The 16,202-nt window shown below is 57.1% G+C and carries 14 protein-coding genes; 10 read left to right on the forward strand and 4 right to left on the reverse strand.

The window, feature by feature from the left end; translation table 11 throughout:
- Positions 1 to 232: 232 nt before the first annotated feature.
- Positions 233 to 487: a YkgJ family cysteine cluster protein gene (locus tag B4M48_RS12150; protein ID WP_071668037.1), complete on the reverse strand. Its 255-nt coding sequence runs from the start codon at positions 485 to 487 to the stop codon at positions 233 to 235.
- A gap of 150 nt (positions 488 to 637) precedes the next feature.
- Here B4M48_RS12150 and yeiP point away from each other — a divergent pair, with 150 nt between their 5' ends.
- The 9 genes from yeiP (at position 638) to yejF (ending at position 11,489) form a co-directional block, all read left to right on the forward strand.
- On the forward strand, positions 638 to 1,210 hold the full coding sequence (yeiP, locus tag B4M48_RS12155) for an elongation factor P-like protein YeiP (RefSeq protein ID WP_065648868.1): 573 nt from the start codon (positions 638 to 640) through the stop codon (positions 1,208 to 1,210).
- A gap of 121 nt (positions 1,211 to 1,331) precedes the next feature.
- Entirely contained in the window at positions 1,332 to 2,306 is a 975-nt protein-coding gene (locus tag B4M48_RS12160; RefSeq protein WP_071668038.1) for a CobW family GTP-binding protein, read from the forward strand.
- 46 nt (positions 2,307 to 2,352) lie between these two features.
- Entirely contained in the window at positions 2,353 to 3,060 is a 708-nt protein-coding gene (locus tag B4M48_RS12165) for a phosphatase PAP2 family protein (protein WP_071668039.1), read from the forward strand.
- Positions 3,061 to 3,575: 515 nt separating this feature from the next.
- Positions 3,576 to 4,151, forward strand: a complete 576-nt coding sequence (gene mepS, locus B4M48_RS12170; protein WP_071668040.1) for a bifunctional murein DD-endopeptidase/murein LD-carboxypeptidase — start codon at positions 3,576 to 3,578, stop codon at positions 4,149 to 4,151.
- 208 nt (positions 4,152 to 4,359) lie between these two features.
- Positions 4,360 to 5,925: a cyclic di-GMP phosphodiesterase gene (locus B4M48_RS12175; protein ID WP_071668041.1), complete on the forward strand. Its 1,566-nt coding sequence runs from the start codon at positions 4,360 to 4,362 to the stop codon at positions 5,923 to 5,925.
- A gap of 62 nt (positions 5,926 to 5,987) precedes the next feature.
- Positions 5,988 to 7,790, forward strand: coding sequence for an extracellular solute-binding protein (locus tag B4M48_RS12180; RefSeq protein WP_071668042.1), 1,803 nt, complete (start codon positions 5,988 to 5,990; stop codon positions 7,788 to 7,790).
- Between the two features lie 10 nt (positions 7,791 to 7,800).
- Positions 7,801 to 8,886 (forward strand): microcin C ABC transporter permease YejB, encoded by a 1,086-nt coding sequence (locus B4M48_RS12185; protein WP_071668043.1) that lies wholly within the window; start codon positions 7,801 to 7,803, stop codon positions 8,884 to 8,886.
- A complete protein-coding gene (locus B4M48_RS12190) occupies positions 8,886 to 9,908 on the forward strand; it encodes an ABC transporter permease (RefSeq protein ID WP_250341199.1) in 1,023 nt (340 codons plus the stop codon). The genes B4M48_RS12185 and B4M48_RS12190 overlap by 1 nt, the downstream gene beginning before the upstream one ends.
- Entirely contained in the window at positions 9,909 to 11,489 is a 1,581-nt protein-coding gene (gene yejF / locus B4M48_RS12195; protein WP_104085216.1) for a microcin C ABC transporter ATP-binding protein YejF, read from the forward strand.
- A gap of 10 nt (positions 11,490 to 11,499) precedes the next feature.
- Here yejF and B4M48_RS12200 read toward each other — a convergent pair whose 3' ends face one another.
- The 3 genes from B4M48_RS12200 to rsuA form a co-directional block, all read right to left on the reverse strand.
- Positions 11,500 to 11,826: a hypothetical protein gene (locus B4M48_RS12200; protein ID WP_071668046.1), complete on the reverse strand. Its 327-nt coding sequence runs from the start codon at positions 11,824 to 11,826 to the stop codon at positions 11,500 to 11,502.
- A gap of 422 nt (positions 11,827 to 12,248) precedes the next feature.
- Positions 12,249 to 13,442 (reverse strand): Bcr/CflA family multidrug efflux MFS transporter, encoded by a 1,194-nt coding sequence (locus tag B4M48_RS12205; protein WP_039385496.1) that lies wholly within the window; start codon positions 13,440 to 13,442, stop codon positions 12,249 to 12,251.
- 11 nt (positions 13,443 to 13,453) lie between these two features.
- Positions 13,454 to 14,176, reverse strand: a complete 723-nt coding sequence (rsuA, locus tag B4M48_RS12210) for a 16S rRNA pseudouridine(516) synthase RsuA (RefSeq protein WP_039385498.1) — start codon at positions 14,174 to 14,176, stop codon at positions 13,454 to 13,456.
- Between the two features lie 192 nt (positions 14,177 to 14,368).
- Here rsuA and B4M48_RS12215 point away from each other — a divergent pair, with 192 nt between their 5' ends.
- On the forward strand, positions 14,369 to 16,123 hold the full coding sequence (locus B4M48_RS12215; protein WP_108569606.1) for a DEAD/DEAH box helicase: 1,755 nt from the start codon (positions 14,369 to 14,371) through the stop codon (positions 16,121 to 16,123).
- The last annotated feature ends 79 nt before the right edge of the window (positions 16,124 to 16,202 follow it).

The raw sequence follows: 16,202 nt of genomic DNA on the forward strand, positions 1-16,202 counted from the left end.
CGAAAAAACACGCTGCATCACAGCCACTTAGCCGCAACTACAACGCTGAAACGTTTCAGGGAATATGGTACAGGCGGCTCTTCGAGGCAAGAAAATGCGTAAACCAAAGAACAGATCTTTGACGCTACGCACACTTCATCGGGAAATTAAGATTTTTCGCACGCCTCAGCTGATGAGTTTGCTGAAAGTAAAGGCGGCGGGTGGGGCAGATTTTCAGCAGGCTTACAGCTTTTCAGGGTGCCGTCTCTGCCTCAAGCTGCAGCAGATAAATCATTGCGTCATCCCGGCTGCTGCCACACATTTCCGGTCCAGGCTGCAGGCCAGCACAGACGGCCGGACGCAGCGGCGAACCAAACAGCTGGCAGCGCTGCTGCGCATCCAGCTGAACGCAGGGCGTATTGGCGGGCTTGCCATGAGGCATACCCGGAATAGGCGAAGAAATTGAGGGCGCGGTGCAGCAGGCACCGCACTGGTCGCGGCATAACATGAAGCGCTCCGGCAGAGATTTCGCGGCGACAATAGCAGCCCCGCCTGCTGAAAGCTATGTGCAGATAACAATTTTACAGGGCCTTACTTGCCTGTTTCCGGTCGCGCGCGTAACGTGACGCGCACCTCTCTTTTCTGAGTAAATAACATCATGCCTAAGGCAAACGAAATTAAAAAAGGAATGGCCGTGACCTGGAACGGCAAGCTGTTGCTGGTGAAGGATATTGATGTGCAGAGTCCCAGCGCACGCGGTGCAGCCACGCTCTATAAAATGCGGTTTACCGATGTGCGTACCGGCCTCAAGGTCGAAGAGCGGTTTAAAGGCGACGATATTATCGATGCCATTCAGCTGAGCCGTCGCCCGGTGACCTTCTCTTATATCGACGGCGACGAATATGTCTTTATGGATGATGAAGATTACACGCCCTACAACTTTAAGCAGGAGCAGATTGCCGAAGAGCTGCTGTTTATCCCGGAGGGCGGTATTCCCGGTATGCAGGTGCTGACGATGGAGGGCCAGGTACTGGCGCTGGAGCTGCCGCAGACGGTGGATATGGTGATTGCTGATACCACGCCCGGCATCAAAGGCGCCTCTGCCAGCGCGCGCACCAAACCCGCGGTGATGAGTACCGGCCTCTCGGTGCAGGTGCCTGAATACCTCAGCAACGGCGACCGTATTCGCATTCACGTAGCTGAACGACGCTATATGAGCCGCGCTGACTGATCGCTGCGTTGTCCGCGCCCGGCAGGTTGTTATACTATAACAACATCCGGCGCGGCCCGCGTTACCGGCCGCGCGCTCAGTTCACTGCCTGCCAGACAGCAGCAGGCCACAGGGAGAAACTATGACGCGCGTCAACCTCATTACCGGCTTTCTCGGCAGCGGTAAAACCACCACGCTGCTGCATCTGCTTGCGCATAAACCGGCCGATGAAAAATGGGCTATTCTGGTCAATGAGTTTGGCGAAGTCGGTATAGACGGCGCCCTGCTGGCCAACCGCGGCGCTGAACTAAAAGAGATCCCCGGCGGCTGCATGTGCTGCGTTAACGGTCTGCCGCTGCAGGTCGGGCTTAATATGCTGCTGAAACAGGCGAGGCCCGATCGTCTGATTATCGAACCCACCGGCCTTGGCCATCCCAAACAGTTACTTAATATGCTGCGCGCCGCCGTCTATCAGCCATGGATAACGGTGGATGCGACGCTGACGCTGCTCGATCCGCGTCAGCTTGCTGATGCGCGCGTGGCCGCAAACGAAAATTTTCGCGATCAGCTCACTGCCGCTGACATTATCGTCGCCAGTAAAAGCGATCGCTGGCAGCCGGAAGATCGCCAGCGTCTGGCGGACTGGCAGCGGGACAATCTGGGCGATCGCCTGCTGACAGAGACAGCCTGGGGGAAAATAGACCCGGCGCTGCTGACACACCCTGCACAACACGATCGCCCGGTTCCGGACGCACTCCACCACGCTCACAGCACCCGCCCGCAGGGACTGGCGGCGCTGAAACTGGAGGGTCAGGCGCGCTGGCGGCGTGCGTTAAATGAAGGTCAGGGCTATGCTTCGTGTGGCTGGATTTTCGATGAAGAGACGCAGTTTGATACCATTCCACTGCTGGAATGGGCGCGACGTGCGCCGGTCGATCGGGTAAAAGGCGTGCTGCGTACGCCAGATGGCCTGGTGAACGTTAACCGACAGGGGGACGATCTGTTTATTGAAACCCGTCCGGTCGCGCCTCCCGACAGCCGTATTGAACTGATCCATCATCAGCCAGCCGACTGGAATGCTCTGCAGACCTCGCTGTTGAAGATTCGTTTAAATTAATTGCGATAGGTTTGCCCGTTATTTCACTTTTTGGGTGTTACTTTTTATGCGCGCAACACGTCTTGTCACCATCCTGCTGCTTAATGCGCTGGGTGTGATGCTATTTCTCTCGTGGTATCTGCCAGCCAATCACGGTTTCTGGTTCACTATCGATAAAGGGATCTTTTTCAGCTTCAACGATCTGATGGTCGATCACCACGCATTTGCCGTCCTGGTGGCGATTACCAACTATCGCGGTTTTGATGCGGTTTCACTGCTGGCGATGGGGCTGCTCTACCTCGCCTTCTGGCGACGCGAAACGCCTGAAGGCCGTCGTCGTATGCTGGCTATCGGGATAACTATGCTGCTGACGGCAGTTTTACTTAACCAGCTGGGACATCTGCTGCCGGTGAAACACGCCAGCCCGACGCTGTTTTTTGATAACGTCCATCGCGTCAGTGAACTCACCGGTATTCCGGCAAAGGATGCCTCGCGCGACAGTTTTCCTGGCGACCACGGCATGATGCTGATTATTTTTGCCTGCTTTATGTGGCGCTATTTCGGCTTCCGGGCATTTTTAACCGGCGTGCTGATTGTGGTGCTGTTTGCCCTGCCGCGCATAATGGCCGGCGCCCACTGGTTTACCGATATTGCCGTGGGTTCGCTGTCGGTAATATTAGTTGGACTGAGCTGGTGGTTATTAACGCCGGCCAGCGACAAACTGGTGGCGTGGCTATATCGCACGCTGCCTGGCAAATATAAGCCACGCGGGTAATTGTTTAGCGCAGGTAACCGGAGAGCAAAAAGTGACCCGCCTGCGCTTATCGAATGTTTAAAAAAACTATTAGCAACCTAACAGTTTGCCATCAAAAGAAAACATGATGGCAAACAAGCCTTAACATTTTCTCTTATTATCCCCTGTCCAGTCAGAACCCGCTGAAAATCAGCGCTAACGCCGGAATTACCTGCTTAAGCCGCCGCTTATTTGCGCATTAATTACGCCCGATTGGTGATAAAGTAGCCGTTCAGTGAATGTTTTAATTTACATCAAAAAAACCTATAGAAATTTATATAAAACCACTCGCCACGGGGTCTGTAATCAGTTAACCTCAAGCTCGATTACCCTGGTGCAGCATAAAATGTGGTGGCAAACTGAGCGAAAAATGTGTGCATTAACACATTTTAGTAATTAAGGATTTGTCTTAGACCGCTGTACTTATTAATCTCAACCCGTTTTGTCATCTGGCTGGCGACATTCTGTCGTAAGGACATCGAAGGAACACACGTATAATGGTCAAGTCTCAACCAATTCTGAGATACCTCAGGCGGATCATTCCCGCGGTAGCATTAGCAACACTTTTATCAGCATGTAGCAGCAGCCATAACGGCCAGAATGCGAAAAACGAGAATCATGAAGTTAACAACCACAATGGTTTTTTACTTCAGGCGTCTCAGGACGAATTTGAACAAATGGTGCAGAATGTGGACATCAAGTCCCGCATCATGGAACAGTACAGCGACTGGAAAGGTGTTCGCTATCGCTTAGGCGGTGACACCAAACGTGGCATCGACTGTTCTGCTTTTGTTCAGCGCACCTTTCGCGACCAGTTTGGTCTGGAACTGCCCCGCTCAACCTATGAGCAGCAGGATACGGGCAAAGGCATTTCACGCGGTAAACTGCGTCCGGGTGATTTAGTGCTGTTCCGCGCCGGCTCAACCGGGCGACACGTCGGCATTTATCTGGGCAATGATAACTTTGTCCACGCTTCTACCAGCAGCGGCGTCATGATTTCAAATCTCAATGACAGCTACTGGAAGACGCGCTACCGCGAAGCACGACGGGTTCTGGCTAAAAATCAAAGCTAACCCCTCTCTCCGATGATTCTCTCAGCCAGAGAAAACAGAAACGCTGCCCCGGCAGCGTTTTTTTATTGCGGATATCTACTCCGCTGAAATCCGGTTGGTAATCAGAAATATAACAAGACTTTCCTGGCATCCTCGTTATATTCTCACAGCCTCTCCGGTGCAGCCTCAGACGGTTTACTCACATGGCAATATCAGGAACATTGACACCATGCCACTGTCGCGGACGCTGAAACCGCACGCTACGCACATGCGCCGTCTGTTCCGGAAGAGTGCGCTGGCAGGCATGGTTTCGTTTACTCTTTTTATCACTATACTGCTTACGCTGACCTGGCATAAACGCCAGCAGCAGCATGAACTGCTGCTGCAGCACAGCGCGGACGACCTGCAGCAGATGCTCGCAACGCTGACCGACACGCTGCGTCCGCTGCAGCAGTATACGATGCTGGATTGCAACAGCGTCAGCCGTGAACTCACCTCGCGTGCCGCCTTTGCAGATAATATCCGCGCGATTCTGCTGGTGCGGGACGGCCTCGCCTGGTGCTCATCGGCCACCGGCGCCTTCAGGCTGCCTGTTAGTGAGATTTCACCCGCCACCGAGCTGGAGAGCGATCGCGATATACGGCTGCTGCCGGGCACCCCGCTGCTGCCGTCGCGTCCGGCGCTGGCGCTGTGGCTCAAGTATCCCGGCGGCGCAGAGAGCGGCATCCTGACAACGGTAAATCTCTCTCTTGCGCCCTACCAGCTGCTCGCCTCTTATCACCCTGAAATCACCGGCATGGCGCTGGTTATTGGCAACAATGCGCTGAAGAGCGACGTCAGCCACGCTATTCCGCGCCGCGACCTGCCAGCCGGACTGACCGCCCTTACGCTGCCGCAGAGTGATATCCGCTTTGTTCTCTATGGCAGCACGCTGGCAACGCGCGACTATCAAATGACGCTGCTGACCGGCGTCCTGTTTGCGCTGATGATCGGCTGTCTGACCGGCGTGCTGCTTAACCGCCACCAGCGCCCGGCGCGCGAGATCATGCTGGCAATCCGGCGCGGGCAGTTCTACGTTGAATATCAGCCGTTAATCATGGCGCATAACGGTCAACCCTACGGCGTAGAAGCGCTGCTGCGCTGGGCGCATCCCATAGAGGGCACGATCCCGCCCGATGTGTTCATCAGCTATGCCGAAGCGCAGAACCTGATTATTCCGCTCACCCGGCATCTGTTTTGCCTGGTCGCGCGCGATGCGCATAGCCTGAGCCAGCAGCTGCCGCGCGGTACGCGTCTGAGCCTGAACCTCTCCCCGCTGCACCTTGCCGCCGACAGCTTTCGTCACGACGTTCAGACGTGGATTGCCGCAATGCCTGCGGACCACTTCAGCTATGTGTTTGAGATCACCGAGCGCACCATGGTGAAAGAAGCCAACGCCGGAGAGGTGTTTGCCTGGCTGCGCGCTAACCAGTTCAGCATTGCCATCGATGATTTTGGCACCGGACACAGCGCGCTGATCTATCTGGAAAAGTATCCGTTTGATTATCTGAAGATAGATCGGGGATTTGTTCAGAGTATCGGCACCGAGACGCTGACCTCGCCGGTGCTGGACGCCGTGCTGCTGCTGGCTAAGAAGCTCAATCTCAAAACGGTGGCGGAGGGCGTGGAGACGCACGAACAGGCCAGCTGGCTGGTCAGCCGCGGCGTGACGCATTTGCAGGGCTACCTGTTCAGCCGGCCGCTGCGGCCGGAAAAGTTGATCAGCTACTATCAAAACTTTCCGCGTTTCGGGTAAGGTGGCTTAACACGCTTACCGGCCGATCTGAAGCACAGACTATTCGGGAGAGTATTTCACTTATGCTGCGTCTGATAACTCTGCTGCTCTGCTGCGTGCTGACGCCGCTGCGCGCTGAGCCGGTACGTGAAGGCTATGCGTTTGCAAAGCTGGGGGTGCCGCGCTACGCGGTCAACTTTACCCACTACGCTTATGCCGATCCCGCTGCCCCGAAAGGCGGCAGCATGACGCTGGCGGTGGTCGGTACGTTTGATAACTTCAACCGCTTTGCTTCACGCGGAAATCCGGCCGCCGGCACAGAGACACTCTACGATTCGCTGTTTACCACCTCAGATGATGAGCCCGCCAGCTACTATCCGCTGATTGCTGAAGTGGCACGCTATCCTCAGGATTACCGCTGGATGGAGGTTACCCTCAATCCACACGCCCGCTTTCAGGATGGCACGCCTATCACCGCCCGCGATGTGGCCTTTACTTTTCAGAAGCTGATGCGCGAAGGCGTTCCGCAGTTTCGCGTCGCGTTCCGCGGCACGGAAGTCACCGCACTCAATCGCCTTACGGTGCGCATCACGCCACCGCGACCGGATAAAGATCGCATCCTGAGCTGGCTGACGCTGCCCGTGCTGCCGCAAGCGTTCTGGCAGAGCCGCAAATTTAATGAGCCGCTTGGCTACCCGCCGCTCTCCAGCGGCCCCTACCGGATCTCTGCCTATAAGGCGGGCCAGTTTGTGCAGTACAGTCGGGTAAAGGATTACTGGGCCGCCGATCTGCCGGTCAATCGCGGACGCTTTAATCTGGATACGCTGCGCTACGACTACTATCTCGATGACAACGTCGCTTTTGAAGCTTTCAGGGCGGGCGCTTACGATTTGCGCGAAGAGCTGTCGGGAAAAAAGTGGGCGACGCAGTATAAGGGCGGGCCATTTGCAGAACAGACAATCGTAAAACTGACCACGCCTCAGGACGCCGCTACGGATACCCGCTGGCTCGCCTTTAATAATCAAAAAACGCTGTTTGCCGATCGCCGGGTACGCGCGGCGTTAACGCTGGCCTTTGATTTTGAGTGGATGAATAAGGCGTTGTTTTACCACGCGTGGCGCCGCCCCGGCAGCTATTTTCAGAACACAGAATATGCGGCTGCCGGCTATCCCGACGCGGCACAGCTGCAGCTGCTGGCGCCGTGGAAAGCGCAGCTGCCGCCTGCCCTCTTCAGTGAAATCTATACGCCACCGCGCTCGGATGGCAGCGGCTATAACCGGGCTAATTTGCTGCGGGCGATGCAGCTGCTGGAAGAGGCGGGCTGGGAGATCCGCAACCGGAAGCTGGTCAATCGCCAGAGCGGTGAACCGTTCCGGTTTGAGATCCTGCTGCGCAGCGGCGCGCAGAATGAGTGGGCGCTGCCCTGGCAGCACAGTCTGGCCCGGCTGGGCATCACGGCCACCCTGCGCCAGGTCGACAACTCACAGTTTCTGCGCCGGCTGCGCGAAGGCGACTACGATATGATTCAGACGCTCTATCCGGCTGCGCCGTGGCCTGCTGCCAGCCTGCGCGTGAACTGGCAGTCAGAGTATATCGACTCATCGTGGAACAGCGCGCGCGTTAAAGATCCCGTGGTCGATCACTTTATCAAAGAGATTGTGGCGCACCAGGGCGATGAGCAGGCGCTGCTGCCGCTGGGTCAGGCGCTGGATCGCATTCTGCTCTGGCAGGCGTATATGATACCGATGTGGTTTAGCGCTGAGCAGCGCCTGGCTTACTGGAATAAATATGCTTATCCCGCCGTCCGGCCCGCTTTCGCAACCGGGCTGGAAAACTGGTGGTACGATGTCAATAAAGCCGGGCGGCTGCCGGCCGATCGACGTTAGGGAGGCTGGCTTGGGTGCTTATCTGCTGCGCAGAGTATTGCTGGTGATCCCGACCCTCTGGGCGATTATCACGCTGAATTTTTTTATTGTGCAGTTAGCACCTGGCGGCCCGGTCGATCAGGCGCTGGCCACTATTCAGTTTGGCTATACCACCGGGCTGCCGGGCAGCAGCGACAGCAGCGCGCGCGGTGCGTCGCTGCGCGACAATCCGGGTGACAATCAGTATCGCGGTGCACGCGGCCTCGATCCGGAAGTGATTGCTGAGATCACCCGGCGATACGGCTTTGATAAGCCGCTGCTGCAGCGCTATGGCGAGATGCTGTGGAACTATCTGCGCTTTGACTTTGGCGATAGCCTGTTTCGCAGCGCCCCGGTGCTGCAGCTGATCAAAGAGAGCCTGCCGGTTTCTGTCAGCCTGGGACTCTGGAGCACCCTGATTATCTATCTGGTCTCCATTCCGCTCGGGATCCGGAAAGCGGTGCATCACGGCAGCCGTTTCGACGGCCTGAGCAGCCTGCTGATTATTATTGGCTACGCTATTCCGGCCTTTATTTTTGCCATCATGTTGATCGTGCTGTTTGCCGGCGGCAGCTATTTCGACTGGTTTCCGCTGCGCGGTCTTACCTCTCCGCAGTTTGCCTCGCTGCCGTGGTATGGCAAAGCCCTCGACTACTTCTGGCACATTGCGCTGCCGGTGCTGGCCACGGTTATCGGCGGATTTGCCACGCTTACCATGCTGACAAAAAATGCGTTTCTGGATGAAATCCGCAAGCAGTATGTCATGACCGCGCGCGCCAAAGGCCTGGATGAAAAACGTATCCTTTATGGTCACGTGTTTCGTAACGCCATGCTGCTGGTGATCGCCGGCTTTCCGGCCACGTTCATCAGCCTGTTTTTTACCAGTTCGGTGCTAATCGAAGTTATGTTTTCTCTGAATGGCCTCGGGCTGCTGGGCTATGATGCCACTATCCAGCGTGACTATCCGGTGATGTTTGGCACGCTCTACATCTTTACGCTGATTGGCCTGCTGATGAATATTGTGAGCGATTTAACCTACACGCTGGTCGATCCACGCATCGATTTTGAGGCGCGCTGATGGCTCTCTCTGCGGTGCATCGCCAGCGCTGGCAGCGTTTCTGTCACAACCGCCGGGGTTACTGGTCGCTGTGGCTTTTTCTGCTAATTTTCCTGTTGTCACTGGCCGCTGAGCTGCTGGCGAATGAAAAACCGCTGCTGGTGCGCTACCAGCAGCGCTGGTATGTGCCGCTGCTGGTTGATTACAGTGAACAGGATTACGGCGGCGTATTTGCTACCGCCGCCGACTATCAGGATCCGTGGCTGCAGCAGCGGATTGCGCAGCAGGGCTGGGCACTCTGGGCCCCGATTCGCTTTAGCGACAGCACAATCAACTTTGCGACCCGTTCGCCCTTCCCTTCGCCTCCGTCGGCGCAAAACTGGCTGGGCACCGATGCCAGCGGGGGCGATGTGCTGGCGCGCCTGCTCTATGGCACCCGCGTCTCTCTGCTATTTGGCCTGCTGCTGACGCTCTTCTCCAGCGTTATCGGTATTATTACCGGGGCGCTGCAGGGCTATTTTGGCGGCCGCATCGACTTAGCCGGCCAGCGGCTGATTGAAGTCTGGTCTGGCATGCCAACGCTGTTTATGCTGATCCTGCTTTCCAGCGTGATCCAGCCTGGCTTCTGGTGGCTGCTGCTGCTGGCGGTGCTGTTTGGCTGGATGAGTCTGGCCGGCGTGGTGCGGGCCGAGTTTCTGCGCACGCGTAATTTCGATTATGTGCGTGCCGCCCGTGCGCTTGGCGTCAGCGACAGCCGTATTATGCTGCGCCACATTCTGCCCAATGCGCTGGTAGCGACCCTGACCTGGCTGCCCTTTATTTTGTGCGGCGCCATTACCACCCTGACCTCGCTCGATTTTCTCGGTTTCGGTTTGCCGGTGGGTGCGCCTTCACTGGGCGAGCTGCTGCTGCAGGGCAAAAATAATCTGCAGGCACCGTGGCTCGGGCTGTCCGGTTTTATTGCGCTGGCGCTGCTGCTGTCGCTGCTGATTTTTATCGGCGAGGCGGTACGCGATGCATTTGATCCGGCGCGGGGAGGCTGAGTGGATCTGTTAACCATTAATCATCTTGCGGTGGCTTTTCAGCAACAGCGGGTCGTACATGATGTTTCACTGCGCCTTGCGGCGGGCGAGACGCTGGCGCTGGTCGGAGAGTCGGGCTGCGGGAAAAGCGTGACCGCTCAGTCGGTGATGCGCCTGCTGCCGCAGCCCGCGGTAAGTTATCCGCAGGGCGAAATTCTGTTTCAGGGTCAGGATCTGCTGCAAGCCAGCGAACGCACGCTGCGCGGCCTGCGTGGCAACCGTATGGCGATGATTTTTCAGGAGCCGATGGTGTCGCTCAATCCGCTGCATACGATTGAAAAACAGCTGAACGAAGTGCTGGCGCTGCACCGGGGCATGCGGCGTGAAGCGGCACGCGGCGAGATCGTTGCCTGCCTCGATCGCGTCGGTATCCGGCAGCCGGTGAGCCGCCTGCGCGATTTTCCTCATCAGCTCTCCGGAGGCGAGCGCCAGCGCGTCATGATCGCCATGGCGCTGCTGACGCAGCCGCAGCTGCTGATTGCCGATGAGCCCACCACGGCACTGGATGTGACCGTGCAGCAGCAGATTTTACAGCTGCTGCGCGAACTGCAGCGCGAGCTGAATATGGGCATGCTGTTTATTACCCATAACCTCGCTATCGTGCGTCAGCTGGCACACAGCGTTACCGTGATGCGTGCCGGACGCGTGATGGAGCAGAATCGCTGCGCCGCGCTGTTCCGGCAGCCCCGGCACCCCTATACGCGCGAACTGCTTGCCGCTGAACCCACCGGTGAACCGGTACCGCTGAAAGCGACACCGCTGCTGCTTCAGGTCCGCAATCTGCAGGTAAGTTTTCCGCTGCGACGCGGCTGGTTCAGGCGCAAAACAGAGGAGAAGCAGATACTTAAGCAGCTGAGTTTTTCGCTGCATCAGGGCGAGAGCCTGGGTCTGGTAGGTGAATCAGGCTCCGGCAAAAGCAGCACGGGGCTGGCCCTGCTGCGTCTTATCGCCGCACGCGGTGAGATCTGGTTTGCCGGCCAGCCGCTGCATCAGCTGACGGCCAGAGAGCTGCTGCCGCTGCGCCAGCGCATTCAGGTCGTTTTTCAGGATCCCCACTCCTCGCTCAATCCGCGCATGACGGTGCAGCAGATTATTGCTGAAGGTCTGGCGGTACACCGGCCGGAGCTTAGCGCAGCGCAGCAGGATGCCCGCGTTATTGCCGTTATGCAGGAAACCGGGCTCGATCCCGACAGCCGCAGCCGCTATCCGGCAGCATTTTCCGGCGGGCAGCGGCAGCGTATTGCGATTGCACGTGCGCTGATCCTTGAGCCACAGCTGCTGATACTTGATGAGCCGACCTCCTCACTGGATCGTCCGGTTCAGCAGCAGATCCTGACGCTGCTGCGACGCCTGCAGGCGGATCGTCAGCTGACCTATATTTTTATCAGCCATGATATGCAGGTAGTGCGCGCGCTCTGTCATCAGCTGGTGGTTCTGCGGCAGGGAGAGGTGGTTGAACAGGGAAAAAGCGCGGTGCTGTTCACTGCGCCAGCGGCAGCTTATACACGCCAGCTGCTGGCCTCGGCGCAAATGAGCAAATGAGGGGCGGGGATCAGCGTCCGTTAAAATCTTCTGCAATGGCCACGCCCTGATTTTTCAGGCAGCAGCTTGCAGCACTTTCGTTAATTCGCTGGATCAACAGGCAGGGGTGCCCTTCACAACGGGCAATTTTGCACTCCACCTGAATCTGCGCCAGCGTTTCGCGCAGCTGCTGCAGAATATCCAGCGCCAGCGTGCCTTCATGGCTCAGTAATCTCAACGCAACCAGATCTTCATCGTTAATGCCGCTGGTGGTTTCCAGAAGTTCAATTTCGCCTAACTGATCTGCAGACCAGCGATAAAGCTGTGGCAGACGATGCACAACAGAGAGCTGCAGCATGGTGTTCCCCAAAGATGTTAATCCTGTTTCCGGCCTGAACCCTGTGCCCGCAGCCGGAAATCCCACCTCAAATCAAAAAACGGATGTCAGTGATGACATTCGCGTTTTAAATACAAAATCATAGAAAAAATACGTTATTTGCGAGCATTCTCGCAGTTAAGCTTATGTGTACCGCGATCGCCAGATGCAGACAACCAGTTTATACGCATTAGCGTTACTTTTTTGTCTAAAAATTTTCACATCACGGAAACATTAAGCATAACGAATGGCTGGCGTTTAGCGAGCATGGTTCTCTTTTTTTGCCTGAGAGGGGAAATATGCCGGGCGCGCATGAATACGCCAGGGCCGCATGAATGCGGCCCCTGCAGGGAATGGAGCACCGCATATACGCAGGGGCCGAATTTTTGCGGCTCCTGCGGGAATCAGGTGGTTTTACGCGGGCGGGCAGCGTAGCTGAACAGGATAATGGAAAGGGTGGCGCACAGCGCGATGGTTGCTACCATTGGCCATGCGCTGTTCATACTGACCAGCGACAGCAGCGCGCCCACCAGACCACCGACGCCAAAGCGCAGCGTGCCTGCCAGCGACGAGGCGGTCCCCGCCATGTGCGGAAACTCATCGAGTACAATTGCCATGGCGTTAGAGGAGACAATAGAAACGCAGCCGATAAACATCGCCACGCCCAGCACCAGCGGCAGAAAGCCGAGCTGCAGCGCGCTGACAATCAGCAGCCAGATGCCCATAGCAAACTGAATGGTCAGCCCCAGGCGAAACATCTTCAGCGGACCAAAACGGCGCACCGCGCGGCTGTTAATCAGCGTCATCACAAAAAGAAAGATGATATTCAGGCCGAAGTAGTAGCCAAAATCCTGCGGCGATACGTGGTTGACCTCGATATAAACAAAGGGACCAGCGTTGAGAAACGCAAATAAGCCGGCAAACGAGAAGCCGCTGGCCAGCATATAGCCGAACACCCGCTTATGCCGTACCAGCGCCACAAAATTGCCCAGCATCGTACGCAGATGAAAGCGCTGACGCTGCTCCGGCTTCAGGGTCTCACGCACCTGTGTCACCACCAGCACGGTCGTGATCAGTGCCGCAATCGCCAGCGCCCAGAAAATAGCGTGCCAGCTCCAGATAAGCAGCAGCCAGCCGCCCAGCACCGGGGCCACCAGCGGCGCGATTGTGGTGATCAGTAGCACAAAGGACATCATGCGCGAGAAGTCCTCTTTTGAATAACTGTCGCGCATCAGGGCGTTGATCACCACGCTGGCGGCAGCGGCAGAGAGACCGTGCAAAAAGCGCATCAGGATCAGCTGATCGATAGAGCCGGAGAGTGCGCAGGCGGCGGCGGCACAGGCGAAAATTAGCGTACCCAGCACGATGACCGGCTTGCGGCCATAGCTGTCCGCCAGCGGACCATACACCAGCTGCCCGATAGCGAAGCCCAGGATGTAGAGGTTCAGCGTCATCTGCACGCTGCCTGCGGAGACGGCAAATTCGCGGGCAATCTGCGGCATAGCGGGCAGATACATATCAATGGAGAGCGGCATCAGCATCGCCAGCAATCCCAGAATCACCACTAATCCTGCCGGGGAGTTTTTCTCCTTGCGCACCTTGTACTCCGTTATTTGTGCTGTTTCAGTTCGTCTGGCAGACCGATGCTGTCAACCTCTTCGGGGGTCAGTTCGCGATATTCCCCCTCTTCCAGCGCCTCATCCAGCACAATCGAGCCGATACTTTCACGATGGAGCGCAACCACATGGTTCCCCATCGCGGCAAACATGCGCTTAACCTGATGATAGCGCCCTTCGCCGATTGTCAGTCGCGCCGCTTTTTCATCGAGGATCTCCAGTCGGGCTGGCCTGGTCAGCGTCTTCTCATTGTGCAGCTGGATACCGGCAGCAAACGTCTCCACCAGTGCCGGATCGAGCGGCGCTTCCACCTCAACCAGATAGGTTTTTTCTAAATGATGACGGGGTGAAGTGATGCGATGCGACCACTGGCCATCATCCGTCAGCAGCACCAGACCGGTAGTATCGATATCGAGTCGGCCGGCGGCGTGCAGCTTATAGGCTGACGGCTCCTCAATAAAATAGAGGATAGTGGGATGATCGGGATCGTCTGTGGAGCAGACATAGCCCTGCGGCTTGTTCAGCATAAAGTAGCGTGGCCCCTGCTGTACCACCAGCGGGTTGCCATCGTAGGCAATATCATCTTCCGGCATCACTTTGTACGCGGTATCGCGCACAATTTCGCCATTGATGGTGATCTTTCTGGCGCGAATTTCGCGGCCAGCGATAGCACGGCTAACTTCCAGTTGCTGAGATATGAATTTGTCGAGTCGCATGAATTCGCTTTTGCCTGTTACTGCGGGGGAAAAACTGAAACGGTGCCAGTGCGCAGAATACGTCCGCCAGGATAACCGTTAAAAAAGTGCGGGCAGTATAGCCTGAAGCTTTGCCTGCTAATAGTGCCGATCCTGCGTTTCATCCGCTTACATGGCATAATACGCCTCTGATCCAGAAAAAAGTTTATGCTGATGGCCTTTACACTTCGTCCCTATCAACAGGAAGCGGTTGATGCAACCGTTGCCCACTTCCGGCGCCATACCACGCCGGCGATGATTGTGCTGCCCACCGGTGCCGGTAAGAGCCTGGTCATTGCTGAACTGGCACGGCTGGCGCGTGGCCGGGTGCTGGTGCTGGCGCACGTCAAAGAGCTGGTCGAGCAGAACCACAGCAAGTATCAGGCTTACGGGCTGGAAGCGGATATTTTTGCGGCCGGGCTGCAGCGCAGGCAGAGCGAAGGCAAAGTGGTATTTGGCAGCGTACAGTCCGTGGCGCGCAACCTTGACCGCTTCGACAGCGCCTTTTCACTGGTGATTGTCGATGAGTGTCATCGCATCAGCGACAATGAGGAGAGCCAGTATCAGCAGCTTTTCAGCCACCTGCGCCAGCATAATCCACAGCTGCGCCTGCTGGGGCTGACCGCCACGCCGTTCCGGCTGGGCAAAGGCTGGATCTATCAATTCCACTACCACGGCATGGTACGCGGCGATGAAAAAGCGCTGTTTCGCGACTGCATCTATGAGCTGCCGCTACGCTACATGATTAAACACGGTTTTCTGGTGCCACCGGAACGTCTTGATATGCCGGTGGTACAGTATGACTTCAGCCGGCTGGTGCCGCAGAACAGCGGCCTCTTCAGCGAAGCGGATCTCAACCGTGAGCTGAAACAGCAGCAGCGCGTCACGCCGCAGATTATCCGCCAGATCGTTGAGTTTGCCGACGATCGGCGCGGCGTAATGATCTTCGCCGCCACGGTTGAACATGCGCGCGAAATTCTGTCGCTGCTGCCGGAGAACAGCGCGCTGGTATCGGCAGAAACCGCGGTGAAAGAGCGTGACCGGCTAATTCAGCAGTTCAAAGCGCAGCAGCTGAAGTTTCTGGTTAACGTGGCGGTACTGACCACCGGCTTCGACGCACCGCACGTGGATTTAATCGCGATTCTGCGCCCGACTGAATCCGTCAGCCTCTATCAGCAGATAGTCGGACGCGGACTGCGCCTGGCTCCGGATAAACGCGACTGCCTGATCCTCGACTACGCCGGTAACCCGCACGATCTCTTTACGCCGGAAGTGGGTGCGCCAAAAGGCGCCAGTGATAACCAGCCGGTGCAGGTGTTCTGCCCTGCCTGCGGCTTTGCGAATACCTTCTGGGGAAAAGCCACCGAAGACGGGCATGTGATTGAGCACTTTGGTCGTCGCTGTCAGGGTATCCTGGAGGATGATGAGGGCGGTCGTGAGCAGTGCGATTTCCGCTTTCGCTTTAAAAGCTGCCCTGACTGCGGCGCTGAAAATGATATCGCCGCACGGCGCTGCCAGCAGTGCGACAAAATTCTGGTCGACCCCGATGATATGCTGAAAGCGGCGCTGAAGCTGAAAGATGCGCGGGTGCTGCGCTGCAGCGGCATGACGCTCGCGCATGGCCGTGATGACAAGGGCGAATGGCTGAAAGCGACCTATTACGATGAAGATGGCAGCGACGTCAGCGAACGCTTCCGGCTGCAGACGCCCGCGCAGCGAAAAGCATTTGAGCAGCTGTTTATGCGCCCGCACCAGCGCGCGCCTGGCGTAGAGCTGGGCTGGCAGCAGGCGGCCGACGTGGTCGCGCTGCAGCCGCTGCTGCGGCATCCTGACTTTGTGGTGGCGCGTGCCCGGGGACAGTTCTGGCAGGTGCGGGAGAAAGTGTTTGATTACCAGGGGCGCTTCCGCCGCGCCAATGAGCTGCGCTAGATGGCAGAATCATTTGCCCCCCTGCCCCGATCCGGCTATAATCCCGCCCGCTTTTGCATCCGCACAAGCGTTTGAATAA

This window comes from Pantoea sp. UBA6567 (assembly GCF_002434165.1).
In the GTDB taxonomy this organism is placed as follows: domain Bacteria; phylum Pseudomonadota; class Gammaproteobacteria; order Enterobacterales; family Enterobacteriaceae; genus Pantoea; species Pantoea eucrina.

Coding starts and splice junctions, on each gene's coding strand:
- B4M48_RS12150 (WP_071668037.1), bottom strand. CDS start 487: ATGTTATGCCGCGACCAGTGCGGTGCCTGCTGCACCGCGCCCTCAATT.
- yeiP (WP_065648868.1), top strand. CDS start 638: ATGCCTAAGGCAAACGAAATTAAAAAAGGAATGGCCGTGACCTGGAAC.
- B4M48_RS12160 (WP_071668038.1), top strand. CDS start 1,332: ATGACGCGCGTCAACCTCATTACCGGCTTTCTCGGCAGCGGTAAAACC.
- B4M48_RS12165 (WP_071668039.1), top strand. CDS start 2,353: ATGCGCGCAACACGTCTTGTCACCATCCTGCTGCTTAATGCGCTGGGT.
- mepS (WP_071668040.1), top strand. CDS start 3,576: ATGGTCAAGTCTCAACCAATTCTGAGATACCTCAGGCGGATCATTCCC.
- B4M48_RS12175 (WP_071668041.1), top strand. CDS start 4,360: ATGCCACTGTCGCGGACGCTGAAACCGCACGCTACGCACATGCGCCGT.
- B4M48_RS12180 (WP_071668042.1), top strand. CDS start 5,988: ATGCTGCGTCTGATAACTCTGCTGCTCTGCTGCGTGCTGACGCCGCTG.
- B4M48_RS12190 (WP_250341199.1), top strand. CDS start 8,886: ATGGCTCTCTCTGCGGTGCATCGCCAGCGCTGGCAGCGTTTCTGTCAC.
- B4M48_RS12200 (WP_071668046.1), bottom strand. CDS start 11,826: ATGCTGCAGCTCTCTGTTGTGCATCGTCTGCCACAGCTTTATCGCTGG.
- rsuA (WP_039385498.1), bottom strand. CDS start 14,176: ATGCGACTCGACAAATTCATATCTCAGCAACTGGAAGTTAGCCGTGCT.
- B4M48_RS12215 (WP_108569606.1), top strand. CDS start 14,369: ATGGCCTTTACACTTCGTCCCTATCAACAGGAAGCGGTTGATGCAACC.